The 22,475-nt window shown below is 46.7% G+C and carries 29 protein-coding genes and 1 riboswitch; of the genes, 8 read left to right on the top strand and 21 right to left on the bottom strand.

Going from position 1 to position 22,475, the window contains the following annotated elements; translation table 11 throughout:
- Positions 1–27: 27 nt before the first annotated feature.
- From AC3Y23_RS18105 to AC3Y23_RS18090, 4 genes are all read right to left on the bottom strand, one after another.
- Entirely contained in the window at positions 28–213 is a 186-nt protein-coding gene (locus AC3Y23_RS18105; protein WP_379201472.1) for a cyclase family protein, read from the bottom strand.
- 37 nt (positions 214–250) lie between these two features.
- Entirely contained in the window at positions 251–1,858 is a 1,608-nt protein-coding gene (locus AC3Y23_RS18100; protein WP_379201469.1) for a sensor domain-containing diguanylate cyclase, read from the bottom strand.
- 213 nt (positions 1,859–2,071) lie between these two features.
- A complete protein-coding gene (locus tag AC3Y23_RS18095; RefSeq protein ID WP_379201467.1) occupies positions 2,072–2,812 on the bottom strand; it encodes a GTP pyrophosphokinase in 741 nt (246 codons plus the stop codon).
- A gap of 140 nt (positions 2,813–2,952) precedes the next feature.
- Positions 2,953–3,987: an HD-GYP domain-containing protein gene (locus AC3Y23_RS18090; protein ID WP_379201465.1), complete on the bottom strand. Its 1,035-nt coding sequence runs from the start codon at positions 3,985–3,987 to the stop codon at positions 2,953–2,955.
- A gap of 272 nt (positions 3,988–4,259) precedes the next feature.
- Between AC3Y23_RS18090 and AC3Y23_RS18085 the strand changes: the two genes are divergently transcribed.
- Entirely contained in the window at positions 4,260–4,598 is a 339-nt protein-coding gene (locus tag AC3Y23_RS18085; protein WP_379201463.1) for a Dabb family protein, read from the top strand.
- A 3-nt stretch (positions 4,599–4,601) separates the two neighbouring features.
- Here the strand turns inward: AC3Y23_RS18085 and AC3Y23_RS18080 are convergent, their stop codons facing one another.
- The 4 genes from AC3Y23_RS18080 to AC3Y23_RS18065 form a co-directional block, all read right to left on the bottom strand.
- Positions 4,602–4,934 (bottom strand): DUF3024 domain-containing protein, encoded by a 333-nt coding sequence (locus tag AC3Y23_RS18080; protein ID WP_379201461.1) that lies wholly within the window; start codon positions 4,932–4,934, stop codon positions 4,602–4,604.
- 78 nt (positions 4,935–5,012) lie between these two features.
- Positions 5,013–5,522, bottom strand: coding sequence for a signal peptidase I (gene lepB, locus AC3Y23_RS18075; RefSeq protein WP_379201459.1), 510 nt, complete (start codon positions 5,520–5,522; stop codon positions 5,013–5,015).
- A gap of 40 nt (positions 5,523–5,562) precedes the next feature.
- Complete coding sequence (locus AC3Y23_RS18070) at positions 5,563–5,964, bottom strand: DUF4265 domain-containing protein (protein WP_379201457.1); 402 nt, start codon at positions 5,962–5,964, stop codon at positions 5,563–5,565.
- A gap of 83 nt (positions 5,965–6,047) precedes the next feature.
- Positions 6,048–6,908 (bottom strand): SDR family oxidoreductase, encoded by an 861-nt coding sequence (locus AC3Y23_RS18065; RefSeq protein ID WP_379201455.1) that lies wholly within the window; start codon positions 6,906–6,908, stop codon positions 6,048–6,050.
- A gap of 245 nt (positions 6,909–7,153) precedes the next feature.
- Between AC3Y23_RS18065 and AC3Y23_RS18060 the strand changes: the two genes are divergently transcribed.
- Positions 7,154–7,981, top strand: a complete 828-nt coding sequence (locus tag AC3Y23_RS18060; RefSeq protein WP_379201453.1) for a hypothetical protein — start codon at positions 7,154–7,156, stop codon at positions 7,979–7,981.
- 51 nt (positions 7,982–8,032) lie between these two features.
- On the opposite strand, the gene AC3Y23_RS18055 is transcribed toward AC3Y23_RS18060, so the two are convergent.
- The 3 genes from AC3Y23_RS18055 to AC3Y23_RS18045 all read right to left on the bottom strand — a co-directional run bounded on the left by AC3Y23_RS18055 (position 8,033) and on the right by AC3Y23_RS18045 (position 9,789).
- Positions 8,033–8,824 (bottom strand): lipid II flippase Amj family protein, encoded by a 792-nt coding sequence (locus tag AC3Y23_RS18055; RefSeq protein WP_379201451.1) that lies wholly within the window; start codon positions 8,822–8,824, stop codon positions 8,033–8,035.
- Positions 8,825–8,832: 8 nt separating this feature from the next.
- Complete coding sequence (locus AC3Y23_RS18050; RefSeq protein ID WP_379201449.1) at positions 8,833–9,234, bottom strand: ribosomal maturation YjgA family protein; 402 nt, start codon at positions 9,232–9,234, stop codon at positions 8,833–8,835.
- Between the two features lie 81 nt (positions 9,235–9,315).
- Positions 9,316–9,789 (bottom strand): NUDIX domain-containing protein, encoded by a 474-nt coding sequence (locus tag AC3Y23_RS18045; protein WP_379201447.1) that lies wholly within the window; start codon positions 9,787–9,789, stop codon positions 9,316–9,318.
- A gap of 225 nt (positions 9,790–10,014) precedes the next feature.
- Here AC3Y23_RS18045 and AC3Y23_RS18040 point away from each other — a divergent pair, with 225 nt between their 5' ends.
- Positions 10,015–10,191 carry a hypothetical protein gene (locus AC3Y23_RS18040; protein ID WP_175374447.1) on the top strand — a complete coding sequence of 59 codons (177 nt, stop codon included), beginning with the start codon at positions 10,015–10,017 and terminating at the stop codon, positions 10,189–10,191.
- Positions 10,192–10,305: 114 nt separating this feature from the next.
- On the opposite strand, the gene AC3Y23_RS18035 is transcribed toward AC3Y23_RS18040, so the two are convergent.
- The 4 genes from AC3Y23_RS18035 to AC3Y23_RS18020 form a co-directional block, all read right to left on the bottom strand.
- Entirely contained in the window at positions 10,306–10,911 is a 606-nt protein-coding gene (locus AC3Y23_RS18035; protein ID WP_379201445.1) for a putative ABC transporter permease, read from the bottom strand.
- A gap of 184 nt (positions 10,912–11,095) precedes the next feature.
- Complete coding sequence (locus AC3Y23_RS18030) at positions 11,096–11,275, bottom strand: hypothetical protein (protein WP_379201442.1); 180 nt, start codon at positions 11,273–11,275, stop codon at positions 11,096–11,098.
- Between the two features lie 94 nt (positions 11,276–11,369).
- Complete coding sequence (locus AC3Y23_RS18025; protein WP_379201440.1) at positions 11,370–12,275, bottom strand: ArsR/SmtB family transcription factor; 906 nt, start codon at positions 12,273–12,275, stop codon at positions 11,370–11,372.
- A 138-nt stretch (positions 12,276–12,413) separates the two neighbouring features.
- Positions 12,414–13,085 (bottom strand): NAD(P)H-dependent oxidoreductase, encoded by a 672-nt coding sequence (locus tag AC3Y23_RS18020; RefSeq protein WP_379201438.1) that lies wholly within the window; start codon positions 13,083–13,085, stop codon positions 12,414–12,416.
- Positions 13,086–13,223: 138 nt separating this feature from the next.
- On the opposite strand from AC3Y23_RS18020, the gene AC3Y23_RS18015 reads away from it, so the two are divergent.
- The gene (locus tag AC3Y23_RS18015) at positions 13,224–13,619 is read left to right on the top strand and encodes a winged helix-turn-helix transcriptional regulator (RefSeq protein ID WP_379201436.1); all 396 of its coding nucleotides are present in this window, start codon (positions 13,224–13,226) and stop codon (positions 13,617–13,619) included.
- A 113-nt stretch (positions 13,620–13,732) separates the two neighbouring features.
- On the opposite strand, the gene AC3Y23_RS18010 is transcribed toward AC3Y23_RS18015, so the two are convergent.
- Positions 13,733–14,290 (bottom strand): TetR/AcrR family transcriptional regulator, encoded by a 558-nt coding sequence (locus tag AC3Y23_RS18010; RefSeq protein WP_379201434.1) that lies wholly within the window; start codon positions 14,288–14,290, stop codon positions 13,733–13,735.
- Between the two features lie 217 nt (positions 14,291–14,507).
- On the opposite strand from AC3Y23_RS18010, the gene AC3Y23_RS18005 reads away from it, so the two are divergent.
- Positions 14,508–15,497 carry an SDR family NAD(P)-dependent oxidoreductase gene (locus AC3Y23_RS18005; protein WP_379201431.1) on the top strand — a complete coding sequence of 330 codons (990 nt, stop codon included), beginning with the start codon at positions 14,508–14,510 and terminating at the stop codon, positions 15,495–15,497.
- Positions 15,498–15,657: 160 nt separating this feature from the next.
- Here AC3Y23_RS18005 and AC3Y23_RS18000 read toward each other — a convergent pair whose 3' ends face one another.
- On the bottom strand, positions 15,658–16,452 hold the full coding sequence (locus tag AC3Y23_RS18000) for an AraC family transcriptional regulator (protein WP_379201429.1): 795 nt from the start codon (positions 16,450–16,452) through the stop codon (positions 15,658–15,660).
- Between the two features lie 128 nt (positions 16,453–16,580).
- Here AC3Y23_RS18000 and AC3Y23_RS17995 point away from each other — a divergent pair, with 128 nt between their 5' ends.
- Positions 16,581–17,927 (top strand): glycoside hydrolase family 30 protein, encoded by a 1,347-nt coding sequence (locus AC3Y23_RS17995; protein ID WP_379201427.1) that lies wholly within the window; start codon positions 16,581–16,583, stop codon positions 17,925–17,927.
- 58 nt (positions 17,928–17,985) lie between these two features.
- On the opposite strand, the gene AC3Y23_RS17990 is transcribed toward AC3Y23_RS17995, so the two are convergent.
- On the bottom strand, positions 17,986–18,672 hold the full coding sequence (locus AC3Y23_RS17990; protein ID WP_379201425.1) for an LrgB family protein: 687 nt from the start codon (positions 18,670–18,672) through the stop codon (positions 17,986–17,988).
- Complete coding sequence (locus tag AC3Y23_RS17985; protein ID WP_379201883.1) at positions 18,669–19,076, bottom strand: CidA/LrgA family holin-like protein; 408 nt, start codon at positions 19,074–19,076, stop codon at positions 18,669–18,671. The genes AC3Y23_RS17990 and AC3Y23_RS17985 overlap by 4 nt, the downstream gene beginning before the upstream one ends.
- A 198-nt stretch (positions 19,077–19,274) precedes the next feature.
- On the opposite strand from AC3Y23_RS17985, the gene thiD reads away from it, so the two are divergent.
- A complete protein-coding gene (thiD, locus tag AC3Y23_RS17980) occupies positions 19,275–20,087 on the top strand; it encodes a bifunctional hydroxymethylpyrimidine kinase/phosphomethylpyrimidine kinase (RefSeq protein WP_379201423.1) in 813 nt (270 codons plus the stop codon).
- 181 nt (positions 20,088–20,268) lie between these two features.
- Here thiD and AC3Y23_RS17975 read toward each other — a convergent pair whose 3' ends face one another.
- Positions 20,269–20,640 (bottom strand): winged helix-turn-helix transcriptional regulator, encoded by a 372-nt coding sequence (locus AC3Y23_RS17975; RefSeq protein WP_379201421.1) that lies wholly within the window; start codon positions 20,638–20,640, stop codon positions 20,269–20,271.
- 193 nt (positions 20,641–20,833) lie between these two features.
- On the opposite strand from AC3Y23_RS17975, the gene AC3Y23_RS17970 reads away from it, so the two are divergent.
- Positions 20,834–21,562, top strand: a complete 729-nt coding sequence (locus AC3Y23_RS17970; protein ID WP_379201419.1) for an SDR family oxidoreductase — start codon at positions 20,834–20,836, stop codon at positions 21,560–21,562.
- Between the two features lie 81 nt (positions 21,563–21,643).
- Here the strand turns inward: AC3Y23_RS17970 and AC3Y23_RS17965 are convergent, their stop codons facing one another.
- On the bottom strand, positions 21,644–22,120 hold the full coding sequence (locus AC3Y23_RS17965; protein WP_379201881.1) for a C40 family peptidase: 477 nt from the start codon (positions 22,118–22,120) through the stop codon (positions 21,644–21,646).
- A gap of 4 nt (positions 22,121–22,124) precedes the next feature.
- A riboswitch (cyclic di-AMP (ydaO/yuaA leader) is annotated at positions 22,125–22,261 on the bottom strand.
- Positions 22,262–22,475 lie beyond the last annotated feature (214 nt).

The raw sequence follows: 22,475 nt of genomic DNA, 5'->3' as shown, positions 1-22,475 counted from the left end.
TGCGGATTTTTTATGTTGACCCGTCCATCAGTTAATCCTGGCAATTACCCGGGAAATTGCGGAATCCGACCGAATTCGCAGCGGCAGGGCCATCACTTCAAACTTCTCCTTGCCTAGCAGTGCATCTACATTCGTCAGATTCTCCAGGATTAGTACATCGTTCGACAGCAGATACTTATGGATTTCAAAAGGAAATCTGTCCGGTGAGGGCATGTCCATACTCCCCCAAGATCAATAGTTGTTTAATACATCAAGATTGCTCTGGTTCACTGCCGGAAATAATCGTTCTATTTCTCCCCGTATTTTTGGCATAATATAGCGCCTGATCTGCATTCCTCAGCAGCATCTCGCTGGACTGTGCATGGGTAGGATAGTGGGCAATCCCCTGCGATACAGTTATTGGCGTCGCGGTTGGAGCCTCGCTTGCTGCCAGGGCTAAACGGAAGCGTTCAGCCACAATGTAGGCATCCTCCGCTTTGGCATCAGCCAACAAAATAATAAATTCCTCTCCACCATAACGGCTGCAGAAATCCCCTGGTCTGACGGATGCTGCTAGAACCGTGGCAACACGCTTCAGTACCTCATCCCCTGTCAGATGGCCATAGGTATCGTTAACAAATTTGAATTTGTCCACATCCATCACAATTAAGGAGAACGGAGTACCCTCCGCAATCCACTCTTCCATTACAAGCTCCAGAGCCCTTCGGTTCGCAAGACCTGTTAAGGAATCCGTCATGGCATGGCGGGTTAATCGATCCGTCTGTTTCTGCATAACCGTTAGGGCTGTAGTGAGTGTCTTGGTCAGCAAGTCAGCTTCTCTGTTCCAGTGGGAAATGGCAGTAGGGATTTCGATCTTCCCCTTCCCGACTTTGCTCACCAAATTCGCAAGATAGACGAACGGGCTGGCCAGCCTGCGAGCCACTACAATAACAACGACCAACAATAGAATGAAAGGCAGCAGAGTGTACCAAAAGATTTTTTCCATATGACCTATAATCTGCTCGTGTATCACCTGAGTAGGGGACACCACCACAACTCCCCAGCCGCTGGCGGGAACATTGACATATCCGGCTAGCATTTTCACACCTTTGGTATTAATAATCTCTTGTTCGCCGCTGTGACCTTTCATTAGCTCCTGAACAGCTTTATTAGTGCTGGTATCCTCACCGATTCGCGTTTTATCCGGGTGATACAGCATATGCCCCGTAGAATCCACAATATAAAAATAGGACCCGTTCTCATCCCGCTTGTTATTTTCAAAGATCATACTGAAGATATTATTATCCTCAAGGTATATAGTTCCACCCAGTATTCCCTTATATCGTCCCTGCTTGTCGAATAAGGGCTGGCTCACGAACACAGTCATTTTCGGGGTATTTTTCGTAGTATACGGCTGTGAGATATAAGTCTTCTTGGCAGCCAAAGCATCCAATACTGGTGTGCTAGTAAATAGTAGCCCGGCGGTTCCCAGCGATTCTGGAGACACATTACGGATCATCCCGTTCTCGTTCACCAAAGCTATCGAATTGAAATAACTGCTGCTTTGGCGCATTAACTCAAGATAATGATTGTATAAATCCTCCGTTGGTCCATCTTCCCTCATAAGATTATGCGCACTGTATTCCAAGGTACTGAGCATGGACTGGAAAAGAGACTCTGTCGTTTGACTCATCCGACTTGCGCTCGAAAAGTTCAAATCCAGTGTAGTTTCAGTCAGAGACTCCTTCTCAGATTGGTAAGATGCAATCAAAAGAATAGCTGAGGTTAGGACAAAGACCATTGTTACCAAGCCAATGAGAAGCGCTGTAAGGCCTATTTTTTTTCTGCGACCCAAATGGGCTTCTTGGTGTAAAGGCATCCGGCACCCCCTGTGTTTTTACGTAACGCTTACTATAAAATAATGATTAATATTATTATAAACGAAAGTTTCACATGAACGGTAAGAAAAAAATGCTATATCCATCTTCTACTCTGCTCAGCCGCGTTAGCCAAAAATGCAAAACAGCGATCCCCCCATACGAGAGAATCGCTACTCTGCTCACTATTGTGATTGTTTGAATGAAAATGGCTGTTATTCGCCTAAAAGCTTGAGGAAGCCGGAAGGCAAGGAAATTTTCTGATTATTAATAATAATCCGCTTCAGGTCTTCTATCATGTCGTCCTCACCCTGTGCGTCCTTGATTTCCTTAATCTCGCGGTGTAAACGTTCCATCTGCACATCCAGCATGTTCGCAGATTCGGCAGCCTGTTTCAACTCGCGGGTGAGCCGTTCCGGAACGGACTGGTTGTATTTATAGAAGATTTTATGCTCCAGGCTAGCCCAGAAATCCATAGCAATGGTACGAATCTGCACTTCGACACACACCAGTTCCTGACCGTCAGACATAAATACCGGAACCTGAATCAGCAGATGCAGGCTTTGATAACCGTTAGGCTTGGGATTCTTGATGTAATCCTTGATCTCCAGCACCGTCAAGTCGTCTTGCTTCTGCAGCATCTCGCTAACTTGATAAATATCAGAAATAAAAGAGCAGGTAATGCGGAGGCCCGCGATATCCTTGATATCATTCTTCACAGCGGCCAGTGAAATCTCGCTATTCTTGCGCAGCATTTTATTCATAATACTCTCAGGAGACTTCAACCGTGATTTCGTATGCTCGATGGGACTATAGTCATGCAGCGACTGGAATTCCTGCTTCAGTATATCAACCTTGGTCTCCATTTCATCCAGAGCGAACTTGTAGAGCAGCATAAACCGGGTAATTTCGTTGCGGAATCTCTTCATTTTCTCAATTTGATCTTCGGTCTTCATGGAAATCTCCTTCATCAGGTTATGAATTAATCATAGCCAATCCGTTACCGGAATTCAAATTTGGAAAAATCAGGGGATAAAAACAATAAAACTGCCCTTCCGGTCGTTGGACCAAAGGACAGCTTTATTGTCATAGCAAACTAGATAAAGACTTCTTCAACAGACAGATTGCGTTCTTTGGACAAGTCTCTGAAGGATTCATCCACCTTCACGAGCGGTCTGAACATGTCCAGCGGATTGTTCATGATAATGGTACCCATCTCTCCATTGCTAAGCTGTACAGTCTTACCAACAAAGTTAGGCAACAGATGTCCTGTCAACGCTTGTACTGCATTTCCGTTCAGCTTGCCAAATCCAAGCTCATGCACCTTACGCAGCACTGTAATCAGACCTTGCTTAGGTTGGTTGGCTCGGGCTGTCGTCAAACCCATATAAGTATTGGCGACAGCGACAATCCGTGTATACGGGTGAATGTCGTTCTTGTGCATATTGCGCGGATAGCCGGTGCCATCTTCAAACTCATGATGCTGGAGGGCCACTAGAGCGGTAATTCCGTCTTTCATCGATTCACGAATAATCTCATAGCCATATGTAGTGTGGCGTTTCAATTCTTCCTCTTCAGAAGGAGTCAAGACGCCTGTGTTATGCAGAATCGCAGCCGGAACCTGGCTTTTACCAATATCATGCAGATAACCTGCTCTGCTGATCTCATAGCGTTCTGCCTTGGAATGTCCCAACCAGGAAGCAATATAATACGATAATAATCCGACTTGCAGGGAATGATTGTATGTATCAATATCGTTACGGTCGAACAAAAGCAGGAGCGAAACGACATCCTTTTGCTCATCTAGACTTTCAAGCAAGGGTTGGAGCGTATTATCAACCATGCTTTGCGTAAAACTTCCCTTGGCAAGTGCCTCCAAAAAGATGGATTCATAATTCTGGATCGCAAGATCCAGATTGGCTTTCAGATCCTGCTCTAGATTATTGACTTGCACTCCCTGTTGCATGGAGCGTGGCTCAATATCCACATAATCAATCTTGTGCCGGATGAGGATGGTGATTTCTTCACTTTGGACGACAGTCCCTTTCGGGAGCACGTGCAGACCAACACTATTGAAAGTGTCTGTCAGAAGACAGTCGCCGTGTTTTAGATCCGTGACATGAACTTTCAAGAATCAGCACCCTTTCTTATGTATAGGAATTTTTTCCTTTTGCCTTTACTTGATCATAGTCTATTTGCGTTTGGCCTGACAATATGGGAAAAGTCACATTAACGCCGTCAACTAGTTCCAAAGTATCCCAACTTTAGCATCACTAAATTTACCAAAGAGAGGAATTAGCCTTACCTCGCGCTTTTCCATGTTTTATTGACAAAATTCTTTGTGGTAAGCTAAAGCGGAACCGTCCATTAGCCCTACACTTTATGTATAAAGGAGTTTTATTTATGTTCGAACATTTGGTTCTCTTTAAATTCAACGGCAACTATGATCCAGCGACAGGGCCCCAGCTTGTGGAGACTTTATTGTCTTTTAAAGGAGATATTCCGGGAATTGTGCAAATTACGGCCGGGGTGAATGAGACTGAAGAAGTGGATAACATACATGGTTACACACTGGGACTTCGAGTAACTTTTGAAAATAAGGACGCCCTTCGCCAATATGGCCCGCATCCCAAACATCAGGCGTTTGTGCAAATGCTGACAGGCATCCTCGATAATGTCATAGTAGCAGACTATCCAATAACCAAAATTCGCTCTCAATCTAAGACGACAAACGTGCAGTAGTTGTTAAGCACCAAAGATTCCATTGCAATCCTGCTCTACAATCTTAAGTTGTTTCTCAAAATCAGTATCAGGCTTAATATTGTCCAGAACATGCCAATGGTTCTTCAGATCCCGCCAGTAAATGCGCCAACCCTGATCACTCCTGCAAAATTGGGCAATTCCCCATTCTATCCATTGTCCATTCAGAAAAATCGGCCGCTCATCCAGCAGCGTTACCGTATTCTCATGTATCCGATACTTGAGTTTACGCTGCGGGTTGGAGCGCCCGGAGTTTTGGGCCTTGATATAGTGATCCATGATCTTCTCTATACGTTTCTTTGTAAAGTGATCCAGCATTTTATTCTCACCTCTTAACAAGCTTCCAGAGGTTATCTTATTATATTTACATAAACATAATCTGAACCGGGAACTCCGTTAACGCTGAAATAGTAGGTGGGTTGGGATTTCCGCAATTACTTTTCCAATCAACTTATCCTTGGCGACAAACGGATTCTCCCACAAATGGCCATCATAACTGATATTCCGGTTATCCCCAAGGAAAAAATAGTGGTCCGCCGGAACGGTAACCGGTCCAAAGCTATAGTTCATCGGCTCTTTCAGATAAGGCTCATCCACCTTGAGGCCGTTTCTGTACAGAGCCCCCTCCTTGATCTCTACCGTATCACCAGGAAGTCCGATGAGTCGTTTGACATAACGTTTGTCTTCATCACCAGGCACCGGTGGGTAGAACACAACAATATCGCCATGCTCCAGTGAAGTCATCCATAATAGTTTCTCGACAATGAGACGATCATTAATCTGAATGGTCGGAATCATCGACCCGGTAGGAACCTTCATCGCTTCAGCAACATAAGTTCTCAGGAATAAGGAAACGACAAGGGCAATCAAGAGTGTCGGTACCCATTGCTTCGCATATTTCTTCATAATTATTCACCTCATCAATTCGTATAGATAACTCTTGTTTTCAGTCCCCAAAACAATCAATAATGCGGCTCATTTCGTCTTCCACATCCAGCACAGCGTCCTGCGGAATATGAATAACGACCAATCCGCCAAAAATCTGCTCCCAGCTTCCACCGGCGCTATTTACCCGCTGCTTGAAAGCTGCCAGAATCGGTGAATAAGCAGTATCCTGGGTTAGCAACCAGGCGTATCGTTTTAAATTGGATTTATGGACAGTCTCCTGATAGTAGTAGACTCCCTGTTCTTCCTTTAGGCGAATTACATCCCCCATAGACACCCCCGGATTAAAAATCGGTGTCTCCTCAATTCGGTACATGTCCCGGTCCACCGGGGTAACATCCAGAACCTCAATCTCAAACCCTCGTTCATCAAAGCATATATGCAGCTCCAATGGCTTCGGCATCAGCATACCTCAATTCTCTCTCTTAAATATCAAATCCATATATGATAGTTTACCTTATTCAGCCCAAGAAACACAAAACTTCACTACTTCTTCAAATTCTTATCTATAATCTTTTCGAGCCATTTCCAGGGCAAAAGCGTCTTGCCCCATCTCAGGATACGCGTTCCTTTCCCGATGGGATAACGTAGCCTTGGTGAAGACATCCCTGCAATCCGCCCGATCAAATCTGCTACCTGCTGTGGGTCAGGAGCCGATTCAGCAGTCTTTCTGGTGTAGTGCAGCACGGCATCAAGCCGCTCACTGTATGGCGAATCTGGGCTGCTGTGAATGCTGTCCAGTCCTTTATCCCAGATGGGGGTACGGAATGAGCCCGGCTCAACAATGACGACCTTGATCCCAAACGGTGACATCTCATGGCGCAGGCTTTCACTGAAACCTTCCACTGCGAATTTGGATGCAGCATATGGCGCATATCCGGGGAACCCGGACAGACCGCTGATGCTTCCAACGTTGATAATCGTCCCGCTCTTCTGTTCCCGCATCAGTGGCAGCACAGCCTTGGTAACGGCAATAAGGCCGAACAGGTTCGTATCTATCTGTCCGCGCCACTCCTCCATCGTTACTTCTTCCACGAATCCACCTACAGCGTATCCCGCATTGTTCACTAGTACATCTATTCTGCCAAAAGTTGCGGCCACTTTGCCCACGGCCGTATCAATAGAAGCTTGGTCTGTTACATCCATATGTATAAAGTACAGCTTATCGAGCACGCCCTCCTGTCGGGCCTGTTGCTCAAGCTCACTGCTGCGGCTAAGATTCCGCATAGTTGCAGCTACCTTGAAGCCTTTCTTAGCAAGCGTAATCGCTGTCAGCAGCCCAAAGCCGCTGGAACTACCAGTTATTAGGGCTACCTTTTCCTTCGAACGTTCCTGGTAGGGAGTCATTCTGCTCCTCCTTCATTGAAAGGTGTAATTTATGTTAACAAAAGTATATTTCATGATTAAATAGAAAACAAATGTTCTATATTTTGATTGACTATCCATTAATTTTCAAGTTATAGTAAAAGCATCAATTATGATAGATTTGCGGGCGAAGCACCTCGCAGGACAGGCAGAAATGCCTTTCTTGGGGGTGCTTTTTTTGTGCCTACTACTATTCAGAGAAGAGGTTGAGATCAATGTGGGAGCCAATGATTGTAGACAAAGTACGTGACAGAAAGGGTAATCGCTCAGCAGTTAATACAAAAACAATGGTATATCGAAAGTTCGCTGCTGCTATTTTGCTAACGCTGTCCCTGTTTTTTCTGCATCTGCCTCAAGCCCAAGCGGCGACATCAGACTGGGACATGGCGCTGGAACGTATTAGCAATCTGTACAACGACTATTCTACCTTACAGGAGAACATCACCCAGAACACGGGAACGCTCCAGAAGCTGCGCAAGCAGAACAATGATGACTTGAAGGCAATCCAGGGGAAGCTCAAATCCACCGATCAGGCCCAAATCGACAACTTGAAGCTGCAGGTTGATGCAGCACGCAAGAAACATGCGCCACTGCTCGAAAAGTATAATACACTAGGACAACAGGCTACGGCTGCACGTAATGCCAAGGATCCCAAGACTGCCGCGGTACTTGATCTGCAGCGCAACAAGCTCAAAGCAGCGGCGACAGCGGCACAGGCCGAGATCAAAGCGAAATCCGCAGCATTGACGACAGCCCGGAAGCAGACCACTGACAAGACCCAGCCAGCTAGAGAAACTATTGCCGCTATATCAGCGCTTCGGAAGGTGGCCACCACCGGGAGTAAAGAGCTTACTGCTGCACAAAGGCTTCGCGCAGAAGCTCATAAGCGGTATCAGACAGGAATGAAGCAAGGTGACGCACCCGCTGCTGCAGCAGGAATGGAGACCTCTTTTGCCCAGATGAAAATCATCCAAGCCTTGCAGCTAAAGCTGATAGGCTGGGAGAAACAAATCTCTACCCTGCTTCGCACTGCGGAGTTGAAGCTTCCGAAATAAACACCAGGAATGATGGACTGATGGGCTGCTGATACCAACCACCTTGTATTATTAGATCAGCTTGACCAACATGCTAATGAAGAGCGCAGCAGGATACAACACAACTTGGCCGAGTAAGGTGCCCAGGAATCTGGAGCCCATCAGTACAACGTATATTTTTCCAAGCTGATCCCGATATTCTACATGCTGAGTAGCCTTATGCGTAATAATCCCCAGCTGCGGGTCAATGAATACTGTAAGCATAATCGTCGCCAGCCCATTAATGAGTCCTGAAGCTTGTGAGGCTGTTGTACTGAACTGTGGAACGAGATGTGCAGCGTAGAGTGAAGACAAGACACCAACGGTGTAGAACGCCGTAACGAAGATATTCATAATAATAAAACGTTTAGGAATGCCCAGATACCTGAAGCTGTAGAGTCTTACTTTCGGTTTTTTTATGTATTTTCGGGTATTCTTGAGCTGGCTTATCGTGACACTGTTCAGTAACTTCGGAATAGAACCTTCGATTTCCAGCTTGGAGATGACCCTTTCGAACAGACCTACAAATGTCGGAAAGACACCTATAGCAATCAAAGTGCCCAGCGATGAAGCGAGCATAATGATCATTAAATAGTTAAGCAGCGGGAAACCCGGATTCACTTTGGCATAATCGACGAATTTAGCTGTCAACGGGGCCTGGATCATATTGGCCGTTCTGGATACCAGAACAATGATTCCGGTCAGAGATAGGGCAATCGCAATCTTGTTCAGTCTCACTCCGGCAAATCTGATCGAATAAGATAGGGTCTCCGCGGTATGGATGATCAAGGTGAGCAGGCATACAATAATTAAGCTGTTCGTCATGTTCTCATTCATCTCCAATGCTTGACTTTATAGCGTTGCGAGATTGCTCTATCCAGAACAAAGACGACAGTAATTCCGATAGTATACCTGAGTAGATCAATCCACAGGAACCCTTTTCCTAATACCAGGCCTCCCAGTACAGTTGCGCGTATGTTGTTTATCCAGTCCGCTTGATACAGCTGGCTGAACTCAATGCCGTAGCTGAACAGCAGGCTTAGCCAGAAGGAGAACAAGAGCTGTCGTCTCGTCCATAGCATTCGGAAACCAAGGTAGACCATACTCCCCCATAACGCATCGCCAAAATGTCTGGAGACGAACGGTGGTAGCTGCTCCGCAAACGCCCTGGAACCAAGGCCAAGCACGATGACGAGCAGAACGGCGGAAAGGTAGATTATTTTAGTTCTCCACATGACAAGAATACCTATAAATATATATTTTCATTATTGCCTCCTACTACTCTATGTCGCTGACTTCTACTAACAGACCATGCTTTATTCAAATATTGGCTTTGAGGATGAACTGCTTTTGGCAAAAATCTCTTTCGGATAAGGAATTGCTAGCTCCGGCAGTTCTTCTTCCTTAAAAAATTTCAGTTCCTCCGCCTCTCCTTCCAGTCCCACAAGCGTTCGATTGATCATTGAACATTCAAATACCATGGCCAGATACTCCACCTGATGACCATTGCTATACTCGTATCTGAATTTTTCACCACCAAAAACGCCGATCATCCGGTCCGGATTAACCATTAGTCCTGTCTCTTCATACACCTCTCTGCGTAGAGAACGCACAGGCTTCTCTCCTGGTTCGATGGCACCTGCAGGCAGGCCCCACATTGTCTCGCCCGGTTTGCGAATACACAAGATCTCGTCTTCTTCATTTCTTATAACTGCCGCTACAGAGGGAATCAGTAGCAACTCTGGTCCGATCTTTTCCCGTAATCCTCGATAATACTCAGACATTGGCATGATTAATCATCCTTTGGGTTTATGACGTGACCTTGATTGAACTACTATATATGTATATTAGACAAAGCCCTGTCATTGACCTTGTTCACCCTTAACTTTTTCTTCCATCGCTTCAAGAGCGTACAATACACGCACCTGTTGTAATGAATTTGCATAGTCGAGGCTGAATACTGCCACAATAGATACGAACCACGCCTATCATTTCATACCAGGGAGGATTATACAATGAGTCCAGTTAAACCGGATAAAAACCTAATCAACACAGTAAGTGATCTTGAGACGACACCTGTGACAAGCCAGCAGGCCCAGCAGCTCGGACAAAAGAAGAAGGATCACCGGAAAGAAATGATCAGTAGCGATGATCAAAAATTCCAGAAGAATGAACAGAATACGTATAAGTAATGTGAAAAAAGGGAGCTCTGTACCTCTGTACAGGGTTCCCTTTTGATTGCCAAGCCGGGCGTTTTATTGTATGAAGACTATTCGCCCTTTATGGTATTGTTTCGTAGCAATTCGTTATCCCTCTCCAAGCTCCAATTCTTTCTGACCCCGAGCTCGGGTCCAACAGGTCCATAGCAAATCTGCACTAAATAACAGCATGACTAACGGCATGGCTATCCCCCATACTACCCCCACCTGACGGTACAACACCACCATGAGCGGCTGAAGCACATACATACAGGCAATGGATAGCATCCACCAGTATACAGAAAAACGCAGGCAGATATGTCCATGAAGCTGGTAAGACATACCAGAGTAGTCCCACCATTGCTTGTGAAAGACTTTTTGCAGCAGCCAACCACTAACGTATTCAACCGCTGACGGTATCAGCAAGGCACATATCAGGTGTAGTGGAAGCGATACTCCCAGCTCCCGAGCAGCCAGCAGCAACAGCGGAGCCAAGCCGTACATCGGTTTGAACGGACCTCGCAGAAATCCTTCCTTGCGAAAGGTTCCCTGACTATATAAATTGTAAGTTCCTTCGAGTACCCAGCCCAGGAAAGAATACACCATAAAGTAAAAAAAGTACTCACTGACCGCGGCAACTGGCCCATAGTTATACAATGAGATAAACGATGCACTTGTGAAAATTGAAATGGATCTCGCCCCCTGTTTGTACATCTAATGCATGAACATCGGGACATAGTATGCCTTCCTTAGAATGGAAATATTCTGCACTGCCTTCACTTTCGTACAAAAAAGACATATCCCTGAATAGCAGGCTTCTACAACGTTTCATACCAATCCTTTTTGCTGTAAGCACAACAAAACAGACCATCCATATGGACGGCCTGCTTAGCGGTTCTTAGCCCTGATTGTTCGGAAGCGGGTCAGGATGCGCGGATTCCGCGGGCTTGGCGACCCAATCGTCCGCCTGCGTCTCGATATCGACACCATTCTCAATCTTCTTGATTTCCGCCAGTGAATCACCGGCTTTATTTTTCTTATTGCGAATGTCCGCTTCGTCCTGAATATGATCCGTCATGTGGAATCCTCCTTTTGGGCTGTGCGATGTTGGTTCTTAGTTATCGTTACCCGATGAGGTTGTTTCCAATCATGACACCAGCTTTTTCATAGGCTCATTCGCTGTAGACTCTGAACACAATATCCTGCTCGTAATTTCCGCTTCCGCAGCCGTATAATGCCAGCCGGCCTCGCCTTCGGTTCACTTCTGCAGCCGTAAGTCTGAATGTCCAGTCCTCTTGATCCCAACAAATATCAGCCAGCGTCACCTCGGAAATCTGCTGTCCATCCATAAATGTCCCGCTGGCGTTGATCCGCAGCACTTTTAGCAGACCGCGCCGATGACCCTCATTCTTCCAATAATCCGGGGTCAGGCGATCTCTCAGTTTGCTTGACTCTCCAGGTCCGGTCCATCTCCCCAAATCTCTGTTGTTCAGCGTAAAAGTAAGATCTATCGGCCATTTTTCGTTCACATGAGCCACCTCGGAGCCGATTTCCATGGAGATTTCAATCTCCTGCATCGCTTTGTCCCTGAAAAGATAATTGGGTACTTTGTATTCTACATAACCCTTATCAAGCCATAGGACACTGGCATCGGCATGGCACGAATCCCGAAACCTCCGCGCATCATCATCACAATAGCCCACCACTTTATCCGAGCCTATAATTCCGCAGCCGGGAGCGGCCTCTAGATCGCTGTAATGTCCGACAGGAACGGACACCTCGACGACTTTTCGGGCAACCGCATGGGAACCATCCAGTTTCACCAGAAAATAGTTCGCAGACAGCGAACAGTACTTATAGGTACCGCCGGCGATCCGCTTCATTTTGGAGCTGACAATGCCCGCTTTCTGCAATTTGACCACATGAGAGCTAACAATTGCGCTGCTGAGATGAAGCTCCGCAGCGAGCTCCTTGATATGCATTTCCCGCTCACCCAACAGATCTACAATTCGCAAACGCACTTCGCTGGCGAGCGCTTCATACACCCGCAGAGATTGGGTATCTGTCGTTAAGTACATGTGAAGACCTCCATATTCATGATGGTCATGAAATTATATATCAAGGAACAGAATAAATACATAATTTTGGATAAAGATTGGAAGGTTTCATAAAAAAAACAGGCACAGAGTTATCTGGCCTGTTCTTGATATCATTTCTTACACCCACTGGATTACCTGTCCGGCGTCTTGCCGAGTCTGCACGCGCGGCTCGTTAAGTCGATAGCCGAACGCCACCATACAGGATATTCCAAAGTGGCCCTCGTCCATAATTCCTTCTGCGGACAGGATCTCTTCAATTTTACGTTTGTTAAAGCCCTCAATGGGGCAGGAATCCACTCCGATTTGCGCTGCAGCCGTCATCATATTGCCTAGCGCTATATAGGATTGTCGGCAACCCCATTCAAATAATGCCCGTTCATTATCTACCAGTTCAAAATCAGTTTTCAGGAAAGCACCGTACCTGTTTTTCCTTACCTCCATGGCCTCAGGTGGCAAATTTTTAACATTTTGCATTAGTCCACTGAGATAATCGGAGTCAGGATGCAGATCTTTAGGCAGTCTGGACAAAATAAGTACGAAATGGCTAGCCGTCCGCAGCTGTTTCTGCGCTCCCCAAGCATAGTCATACAATTTCTCACGGAGTGCCGGGTTCTGAACCACCACAAATTTCCATGGTTCAAAGCCAAAGGAGCTTGGGGACAATCGTCCAGTCTCTAATATAAATTCAAAATCCTCATCGTTGATCTTTTGGCTGCTATCAAATTCTTTAGTCGCATGTCTGAATTTGTAAGCTGACAGGATTTCTTTTTTCACAGATGTTGTTTCCACAATTATTCCCTCTCTTCTTCTCATTGAATTGACGTATAACCGATCACAGTTTTAATATTAAGTTATATACTTCGTTTTTATAAGTACGCACATTAATGTGGTGTAGTATACAAAATGATACCAAGGGGAGAAGAACTCATGCCTAACCGAAAAAGCCGCTTTAGCGAGGATATCTCACTGGACACAGGGCAGGCTTGCCCTGTAGAACATACACTGAATGTCATCGGTGGCAAATGGAAGGGAATTTTGCTGTATCATCTAATGGATGGGACCAAACGATTCAGCGAATTCCGCCGAATCTGTCCGGGAATTACCCAGCGGATGCTGACCCTACAGCTTCGTGAATTGGAAGAAGACGGTGTAGTGCATCGTGAAGTGTATCAGCAGGTCCCTCCCAAAGTGGAGTATTCGTTGACCGAATTTGGAAGAACCTTAACTCCGATCATCATACTTATGAGGGATTGGGGCAAGGAATATAAAATAAAGCAGCTTTCAACAGAAAGCTGCCAAATAGACACAGAAGCCGGCCATTGAGGCCGACCTCTGTGTCGAGAAACCCAGGTTATTTAAAGAACTTGGGTTTCTTTTTTTGCATTTCAGACAAGAGCCTGTCGGAGGTACTTGCCATCCTGATTCAGAATCCTTCATTACGGCGCCAGAATAACCTCTACTAATTGCCGAATTAATTGTTCCAGCTCATTCGAGTTTTTGGCGACGATTTTGAACCCGCGCAAAGAGCTTGTTAAGAGGTAAGCCAGCTGCTGCGGATCCAGCCCTCCACGTTTCTCATTACTTTCGAAGTGTTCTTGAATCAGTGCGGCCAATACATCTTCAAACTTCCTATAGCTCATATCTAACGCTTCGCGGGCAAATTCATAAGAGCTGTCCGAAATTTCCCTGATTTCTGGCGAATGCAGCGCTTGATCGAATATATTGATTGCCCAAACCTCAAAAGCATAATAGATTTTTTCTTTGGGTGTGTCCCGCTGCGACAGCCCTTTTTGTATTTCCTCTATAAGGTTTTCCCCATTGAAAAGTATCGCTGAGTTAAAAATCTCCTCTTTACTCTTGAAAAATAAGTAAAGACCTGCTCGTGAGATTCCAGCTGCCTGAGAAATATCATTCATCGATACACGCTTGTATCCATACTTGTAAAACACCTCAAGTGCGGTCGAAATAATGTGATGCCTCTTTTGATCGTCCATTCAACACTGCCCCAGTCTTGATTTTCTGTAATTTTATTATATAGACACTTTACAATATCTGTCCACTCGTTTATTATACACACATAGACGATTATCGTAATTTGTATAATAGTTTAAAATGAGAGGTGTTAACTGGATAAAATCTTTAACAATTCCTTTTATTGAATACCTGCCGATCCTGCCAAATATATGATCTACAAAGGAGAATACTAACAACATGAGTACAGAACAAAAACCGCTGCAATCAGGTTTCGGATTTCATACTACTGCACAGGAAGCTTTAGCTGGGCGTGATCTTCACGGGAAAATTGCCATTGTAACTGGCGGTCACGGAGGGATTGGTCTTGAAACAACAAGAGTACTCTCGAAAGCCGGAGCTACAGTTATTGTCGGGGCCCGCAATGTAGAGCAAGCGCAGCAGAATGTAAGTCAATTCAATAATGTAGAAGTTCTTCAATTAGACCTTTCTAATCCGGCATCCATTGATGCTTTTGCCGCCGAATTTCTAAAGTCTGATCGTCAGCTTGATATTCTAATTAATAATGCCGGTGTTACAGCACCGCCAGAAATTAAAGATTACCGCGGATTTGATACTCAGCTGGCGACCAATTATTTGGGTCATTTCCAATTGACCACCAGACTTTGGGAAGCACTGAAAAAGTCAGGGAACGCCCGAGTAGTGTCGCTTTCTTCCATCGGTCATATGGATGGTCAGGTTGATTTGAGCGACCTTAACTTTAACACCAGACCCTATAACACAGACATTTCGTACGGACAATCTAAAACGGCATGCTCGCTGTTTGCGATTGAACTGGATAAACGGGGTAAGGAGCATGGCATCCGGGCATTCGCCGTCCATCCTGGAGGCATATTGACTGGCTTGACTCGCCATTTATCTGATGAGGTGCTCGCACTTTGGGGCGTTCATCGTGATGCTGCAGGTAATTTCATTTCACCTGAAGGGTTTAAAACCGTTGAGGAAGGTGCCGCCACAACTGTCTTTTGCGCAGCAAATCCATTATTAGAAGGCAAAGGTGGCGTATACTGCGAAGACAGTGATATCGCGGAATTTGTTCCTGATGATTATAGTGAGCGTAGAGGTGTTCGCAGTTGGGCAATTGATCCGGCACTCGCACAGTCACTGTGGGAACAAAGTGAGGAGCTGCTTAACATCCCTCATGGCACGATCCCACAGGGTTCAAACTAACCAAATGTAGTTAACGAGGTACTCAGACCCTTCACATAGGAGGAGCTGAGTACCTTTTCTTGTCACTCGACATTCCTCCAGACTCCCCCAAGGGTTGTACTGTATGAAGTTCCTTCTTGGTGCGAACACTATGTAGCGCCAATTCACTCCAGCCACTGAATTATTCCCTCCGCCGATACACGCCAGGGGATACCCCGTAGCGCTCCCGGAAGACTTTGTGGAAATAAGTATAACTGCCAAAGCCACATTCTTCTGCGATACGCTCCAGGGTGTAGTTACTGTTATCCATGAGACTTAGGGCCATAGCCAGACGGATTTGCTTGGCATATTGGATCACAGAGTATCCAAACTGCGCCTTGAACAGATGCACGGCTCTTGTCGGACTGATCCCAGCATGGGAAGCCACATCTTCCAAACGAATAACGGAGGTAGCGTGTTCTTCGATATAGCCTTTCATCTTGAGGGCAAGCAGTAGTGATGAGGAGGAAGTCACAGGCGCCTCTTCAATGGCTCGGTCGAGGAGCAGACATAATGCCTTGAATAAGGCCTGAAGGATTTCCGCATTGCCTCCGTCCAGCCTTCTTTGTTCAAAGATAAGCTGCTGCCATACGCTGTGTATTTTGCCGACATCAGCGATTCTGATTTTCTTCGGGCGCTCACGTTTGTTCCACCAATAATCCACCCAGTCGCCCGTACACATGACAAAATAATCGCCGCTGTGGCCCAGCGGACTTTGCTTCTCTCCGATCCGCAGATCGTAGACCTCCCCCGGAGGAAACAAAAGCATGTCCCCAGGCAGGACGGTCACCATCTTACCGTCGATCAGCGCTTCGCACTCACCTTCTACCTGAAGCCGGATGATATAGGTTTCGAGACCGTTTCGGAATAGTTGCCGAAAGGGCTGATCATGGCTGATGTAGCCGCTGAGCTGTATGTTTACACCAATTTTTTCCATAGTAATCCCTCTTTTCTTACACTTTCATGACCAGATTGATGAGGTTATTAGCCATATTGTTTCTTCAAAGGAGGCCGGAATTCCTCCTATAATAAATTTATGAAATTACCTAGGAGGTTATCATCACTATGAGCCAAGGAACTATTCGCGTCATCCAGACCGCTAAAGATACCGCAGATCGTCTGACTGAAAAGCAAGCGCTTACGTTCACTCCTGACACTGAGGGAAAAGAAAATACACTCATCAACATTTATGATGATCTTGAATATCAAGAAATTGAAGGCTTTGGCGGTGCGCTTACCGAAGCTTCGGCAGTAACGCTGGCCAAGCTGGGCGAAGAGAACCAGAAGAAAGTCATTGATGCCTATTTCGACCGGGAGCAAGGCATTGGATACACGCTGTGCCGCTCGCACATTCAAAGCTGTGACTTCTCGCTCGGCAACTACGCTTATGTAGAAGAGCAAGATGCCGAGTTGGCAACTTTCGATATTTCCCGCGACCATGAGTCCATTATTCCGCTGATCAAGCGCGCTTCTAATGCAGTAGGTACAGACTTCCGTCTCTTCTCCTCGCCATGGAGCCCTCCAGCCTTCATGAAGACGAATGGCGAAATGAATAATGGCGGTAAGCTTAAACCAGAATACAGAGAAGCTTGGGCCAACCTTTTTGTGAAATACATCCAAGCCTATGCCGAAGAAGGTATCGATATCTGGGGAGTCAGCGTACAGAATGAAGCCAAAGCTCAACAAATTTGGGATTCCTGTATCTACACCGCCGAGGAAGAAAAAGATTTTGTCCGTGATTACCTCGGACCTGCACTGGAAAAAGCCGGCTTGTCCCACGTTAAGGTGCTGATCTGGGATCACAACAAGGAACGTGTCTATGACCGTGCCAAAGTTGCTTTTGAAGATCAAGCTGCTTCCAAGTACATCTGGGGCATCTGCTTCCACTGGTACTCCGGAGATCACTTCGAAGCCCTGTCTGCGGTACATGACCGCTTCCCGGACAAGAAGCTCTTCTTCAGCGAAGGCTGTCAGGAAGGTGGCGTTCAACTTGGTTCCTGGAAGACAGGCGAGCGTTACGGCCATGATATCATCGGTAACCTGAACAACTGGATGTCCACTTGGACCGACTGGAATATTCTGCTCGACGAGCAAGGTGGCCCTAACCATGTAGGCAACTTCTGTGATGCCCCGATTATTGGCGATACTGTACAGGATGAACTCATCTTCGAGAGCTCCTACTACTACATCGGGCATTTCAGTAAATATATTCGTCCAGGCGCCAAGCGCATTGGAAGCTCCAAGTATACCGACAGTTTGGAGACAACGGCGTTCCGCAACCCAGACGGAACCATTGCTGTTGTCGTCATGAACCGGACGGACAATGAGCTGCCGTTCACCCTCCGTTGCCGTGAACAGCTGGCTGAGACCTCCATTCCAGGTCATGCGATCCAGACCCTCTTGTTCAAATAAGTGAACAAGAAAACGGGTACCCTCCTTATTATTAGGACGGTACCCGTTTTCTATGTTGCTAATGGTACAGCAGCCAGGCTACAAGTGGAGCAGTGAATGAACCTGCAACCGCGCACACGGTCATCGCGACCGAGCTCATGGACAAGGACTGTTCCCCATACTCCAGTGCCTTGGCCGTTCCCAGTGCGTGAGATGCGGTTCCTAGACCAATCCCAATGCCGAGCTCGCTGCGGACTCTGAACAGCTTCAGGATGTACGGACCAGCAATGGCCCCGGTAAATCCGGCAATCATCACAAAGACAGAGGTCAGAGACGACTCTCCGCCCAAGCTGCCAGAGATCTGGATCGCTACCGGTGTCGTGATTGACTTGGGCAGAAGGGATAGAATATACTGCTTCGGAAAGCCCATCAGCATAGCCAGCAGAATTCCACTGAACATCCCTACCAAGAGTCCAGTTAGCGTACCTCCCAGAACCGCTGGAAGGTTGCGACGCAGCACATGACGCTGGTTATAGAGCGGATAAGCTAACGAAACGACAGCGGGACCTAGCAGCTTGTTAATCCACTGTCCGCCGATCATGTAGGTCTCGTAGGGAATTTCAAAGTATAGCAGCAGGACGACAACCATGAACGTCGCAGTTAAGGCTGGCATCAGAACAGGGATGCGGAATCTTTTATAGATCAAGGCCATCAGCACATATATGCTTACATTGGCCAGCACAATTGCAATCGCAGTTAGAATCATGAAGCTTCCTTCTCCTTCTCTTCCATTCCCGGCAGGGCCTTTGGTACATCCATGCTCCATCTGGCAAACCATCTGCTGGAATGTGCCGCCGCACCAATCGTGACTGTCGTACTCAAGATCAGCACTACAATCAGCAGTAGCCCTTTTCCGCTAAACAGGCTCAAATGATCCACAATGCCCGCTGTCGCGGGAATAAAGAACAAGGGAAGATACGCCAGAATCGCCGCAGCCCCATGCTCAATCCAGCGGATAGGCACAACCCGGCATAGCAGCAGAATAAAAAGAAGCAACAGACCGATAATACTTCCCGGTATAGGAAGATGCAGAAGCTGCTTCACAGCCTCGCCAGCCAGGGAGAACAAGTACAGCAGTACCACCTGAGCAATAATTCGCACAATCTTCATCACACAAAAGTCCCTTCACAGAGTAAACTATCCTTAATGTTATTGTAAAAAACGGACTCTACCAGACTAACAGAGATTTCATGATTTTTTCAATGTATAATATGAAACTCTGATGTATTTTCACTGTGTGCCGATTTTTGTTATAATCAATTCAATTCGTACTTATGAATTAAGACATAGAAGAAGGGGACGTTTGCATTGTCAAAGATTATTAAGACTTTAACTATTGCCGGCAGTGACTCCAGCGGGGGCGCGGGCATTCAGGCTGACCTGAAAACTTTTGAGGAATACGGAACATACGGCTTCAGCGCTCTCACCACTATTGTGACGATGGACCCAGACAATGGCTGGCACCATAATGTCTATCCGGTGGATGCGGCTATCGTTGCCGAACAGCTTAAAACCATTTTCGCCGGCGGTCCAGTTAATGCCATGAAGACCGGCATGCTGGGGAGTGTAGAAATTGTCAAGGTAGCCGAACAGGCAATCCGTGAGAATCTCCAGACCAATGTTGTCATTGATCCTGTTATGGTATGCAAAGGAGAAGACGAGGTACTGAATCCGGAGAGCGCGCAAGCGATCCGCGATTTGCTGTTGCCTCTGGCCACCGTGGTTACACCTAACCTGTTTGAAGCAGGTGTATTGTCCGGTCTCGGCAAGCTCACCACCATTGAAGATATGAAAGAAGCTGCACGTTTGATCCACGAACTGGGTGCCCGCAACGTTGTAGTCAAAGGCGGCAAGGCGCTGGATGGCTCCAAAGCGATCGACGTCTTCTTCAACGGTACAGACTACACCGTCTTTGAAGCGGATAAAATCGAACCGGCACACAACCACGGCGCAGGCTGCACCTTTGCAGCTGCGATTACCGGTGGACTCGCGAACGGCCTAACCGTGGACGATGCGGTGGCCAAGGCGAAAGACTTCGTCTCTGCGGCCATCCGCAACGGCTTCGCGTTCAACCAGTACGTAGGACCGGTCTTCCACGGCGGCTACCGTCTGGAACACTAGGTCTCGCCAGTCTGGCGAACAGTCTTGACATACAAAAGAGCAGAGCCGAGAATCTCGGTTCTGCTCTTTTTATACGGCTATAGTAAGCTGTTCAGCAGCTTTCAACTTGTTAACGAGATGTATTTACACCCTATCAAGCTAGGTGCGCTCTACAGGTTATTTTCCCCAAACTGCCGTCTTCTCAGCTCTCCTTGACAGTCTTTCCGGCATCTTCCCGTTCATTCACGAAGCTCAGATGGCTTCTGCCCCAGCCGCACATGCTGTCCAGCACCACAGCAATCGTCCTGCCATGCTCAGACAGGCTGTATTCTACGCGTGGAGGCATCTCTTGATAAAAGATCCGGTCAATGAGCCCGTCCTCCTCCAGCTCCCGTAGCTGCTTTGTGAGCGTGCCCTGGGACACGTCTGGAATTCTCCGCCGCAGCTCCCCGAACCGCTTCGTTCCGTCCACCAGCAGCATGAACAGGATCAGCGGCTTCCATTTACCCCCGATGACATCCAAGGTTGCCAGCACACCTGTCAGTCTAGGCTCCTGCGAATTTCGTTTCATCATTATCACCTCTCCTGTTCTCTCCATCATACCTGGGACACTCCTTAATTGCACGTCTCTTGCCTGGAGAATGGCAAAACATCCATTAGTACGAATTTTCGTACCGGGTACGAATAAAGTGCGTACTGGGCAGCGCTGTTATTTTACCCAATAATAGAATGGAAACCATCATACGAATAAAGGAGAACAACCTATCATGTCAACTCTTACTCTACAAAATCAGCGGGTCGTTATTATAGGAGGAAGTTCCGGAATTGGATTCGCTACAGCCAAACAAGCGGTGGAACAAGGCGCTTCCGTCGTTCTGGCAGGTCGGTCCTTGGACAAACTGGAACTAGCAAAGGAACGACTGGGCGCTGACTCCGTGGAAATATATACGCTGGACAATAAAGATGAGGAACAGCTCAAATCCTTTTTCGAGCAAGTGGGTCCATTCGATCATCTGTTCACGCCTGGTGCCAGCTATGTCAGAGGGCCGATCACGGCAAGCGCGGAAGTTGCCCGCAGCTGCTTCGACGCCAAATTCTGGCCACAATACAATGCTGTAAAATACGGTGCCCCTCACATGAACCCTAGTGGATCGGTGGTCCTAATGTCCGGCGCCTTTGGGCAAAGACCACTCACAGATGGAGCATCTTACGCTGCCTGCAATGGAGCCATCGAGAGTCTGGGCAAGGCACTAGCGGTAGAGCTCGCCCCAATTCGTGTCAATGTTATTTCCCCAGGAACGATCCACACAGAATTTAACTGGGAAGGTGCCGAACAGGCTGTTCGGGATGAATCCTACAACGCCTATGCCAAAATCAATCTGCTCGGCCGTATCGGCACAGCCGCAGAAGCCGCACATACTGTCGTCTATCTGCTGACGAACGGATACACCACCGGCAGCACCCTGTTCCCGGACGGCGGCTATATTTTACGCTAATCTTCTATACTCTAAAATAAAAGGTGTCCCGATTAGCCAGAAAACTAACTAATTCGGGACACCTTCTATGTATTTAATGGATTATTTCTGGGCAGTCATGGCCTGATAGCTTGTCTCACTCACGACACGACGTGCGGTAACATAACGTTCAGCATAATACGATTCCGACAATTTGCTGATTCGAACGCCCTTGCTGCTGGAAGAATGGGCGAACTCGCCATCACCGATATAAATGCCTGCATGAGAGATCCCGTTACCAAGAGTATTGAAAAATACCAAATCTCCGACACGAAGATCTTCTTTAGCGACAGCTGTACCAGCTTTGGCTTGGGACTGCGAGGTGCGTGGAAGATCTCCAGCATTGAACTTATTGAATATGTATAAAATAAATCCGGTGCAATCAAAACCCGCAACTGTTGTGCCTCCCCATACATAAGGAGTACCAATGAGTTGGTTTACTTCATTGTCGATCTTAGCATTAACGTTACTGGCAAATGCGGCTGGTGCTGCAGTGAATAGAATAGCGGCTCCAATTACAGAAACAATAAACTTCTTCAGAACGTTATTCTCCCTTCAAATGCCTACGGAGTTAGCTGAGGGTTCGGTTAAAGGTTTCCCTATATTCCCTTGCGTTCAGGAATAATTCACCCAGATGTGGTTCCCCCGTTTTCAACGATTGAAATTCGGCAACATTAATTAATATTTTGTAACTATTTGTATAGTAGTATAGATGCACACCTCCTGTCAATGCTATTTGCTAGATTCATAACTTTATTTGCTTCTACATTCTTTCTACATATTCATAGATTATACTGGCTTTTTTCAGTTGTTTTTCAGCTGATTTTCGATCATTTCTTCTCTATTAATCCCTCGGGGGTAGATCGTAATACAATTGTAACAAAAGGTAACATTC

It is taken from the genome of Paenibacillus sp. MAHUQ-45 (assembly GCF_058133325.1).
The sequence above is the reverse complement of the archived record's forward strand: the minus strand, read 5'-3'. Positions and strand labels throughout refer to the sequence as shown.

Bases quoted from the DNA above. Each gene is read 5' to 3' on its own strand.
- AC3Y23_RS18105 (WP_379201472.1), bottom strand. From the start codon at position 213: ATGCCCTCACCGGACAGATTTCCTTTTGAAATCCATAAGTATCTGCTG.
- AC3Y23_RS18100 (WP_379201469.1), bottom strand. From the start codon at position 1,858: ATGCCTTTACACCAAGAAGCCCATTTGGGTCGCAGAAAAAAAATAGGC.
- AC3Y23_RS18095 (WP_379201467.1), bottom strand. From the start codon at position 2,812: ATGAAGACCGAAGATCAAATTGAGAAAATGAAGAGATTCCGCAACGAA.
- AC3Y23_RS18085 (WP_379201463.1), top strand. From the start codon at position 4,260: ATGTTCGAACATTTGGTTCTCTTTAAATTCAACGGCAACTATGATCCA.
- AC3Y23_RS18080 (WP_379201461.1), bottom strand. From the start codon at position 4,934: ATGCTGGATCACTTTACAAAGAAACGTATAGAGAAGATCATGGATCAC.
- lepB (WP_379201459.1), bottom strand. From the start codon at position 5,522: ATGAAGAAATATGCGAAGCAATGGGTACCGACACTCTTGATTGCCCTT.
- AC3Y23_RS18070 (WP_379201457.1), bottom strand. From the start codon at position 5,964: ATGCCGAAGCCATTGGAGCTGCATATATGCTTTGATGAACGAGGGTTT.
- AC3Y23_RS18065 (WP_379201455.1), bottom strand. From the start codon at position 6,908: ATGACTCCCTACCAGGAACGTTCGAAGGAAAAGGTAGCCCTAATAACT.
- AC3Y23_RS18060 (WP_379201453.1), top strand. From the start codon at position 7,154: ATGATTGTAGACAAAGTACGTGACAGAAAGGGTAATCGCTCAGCAGTT.
- AC3Y23_RS18055 (WP_379201451.1), bottom strand. From the start codon at position 8,824: ATGACGAACAGCTTAATTATTGTATGCCTGCTCACCTTGATCATCCAT.
- AC3Y23_RS18050 (WP_379201449.1), bottom strand. From the start codon at position 9,234: ATGTGGAGAACTAAAATAATCTACCTTTCCGCCGTTCTGCTCGTCATC.
- AC3Y23_RS18045 (WP_379201447.1), bottom strand. From the start codon at position 9,789: ATGCCAATGTCTGAGTATTATCGAGGATTACGGGAAAAGATCGGACCA.
- AC3Y23_RS18040 (WP_175374447.1), top strand. From the start codon at position 10,015: ATGAGTCCAGTTAAACCGGATAAAAACCTAATCAACACAGTAAGTGAT.
- AC3Y23_RS18035 (WP_379201445.1), bottom strand. From the start codon at position 10,911: ATGTACAAACAGGGGGCGAGATCCATTTCAATTTTCACAAGTGCATCG.
- AC3Y23_RS18030 (WP_379201442.1), bottom strand. From the start codon at position 11,275: ATGACGGATCATATTCAGGACGAAGCGGACATTCGCAATAAGAAAAAT.
- AC3Y23_RS18025 (WP_379201440.1), bottom strand. From the start codon at position 12,275: ATGTACTTAACGACAGATACCCAATCTCTGCGGGTGTATGAAGCGCTC.
- AC3Y23_RS18015 (WP_379201436.1), top strand. From the start codon at position 13,224: ATGCCTAACCGAAAAAGCCGCTTTAGCGAGGATATCTCACTGGACACA.
- AC3Y23_RS18010 (WP_379201434.1), bottom strand. From the start codon at position 14,290: ATGGACGATCAAAAGAGGCATCACATTATTTCGACCGCACTTGAGGTG.
- AC3Y23_RS18005 (WP_379201431.1), top strand. From the start codon at position 14,508: ATGAGTACAGAACAAAAACCGCTGCAATCAGGTTTCGGATTTCATACT.
- AC3Y23_RS18000 (WP_379201429.1), bottom strand. From the start codon at position 16,452: ATGGAAAAAATTGGTGTAAACATACAGCTCAGCGGCTACATCAGCCAT.
- AC3Y23_RS17995 (WP_379201427.1), top strand. From the start codon at position 16,581: ATGAGCCAAGGAACTATTCGCGTCATCCAGACCGCTAAAGATACCGCA.
- AC3Y23_RS17990 (WP_379201425.1), bottom strand. From the start codon at position 18,672: ATGATTCTAACTGCGATTGCAATTGTGCTGGCCAATGTAAGCATATAT.
- AC3Y23_RS17985 (WP_379201883.1), bottom strand. From the start codon at position 19,076: ATGAAGATTGTGCGAATTATTGCTCAGGTGGTACTGCTGTACTTGTTC.
- AC3Y23_RS17975 (WP_379201421.1), bottom strand. From the start codon at position 20,640: ATGATGAAACGAAATTCGCAGGAGCCTAGACTGACAGGTGTGCTGGCA.
- AC3Y23_RS17970 (WP_379201419.1), top strand. From the start codon at position 20,834: ATGTCAACTCTTACTCTACAAAATCAGCGGGTCGTTATTATAGGAGGA.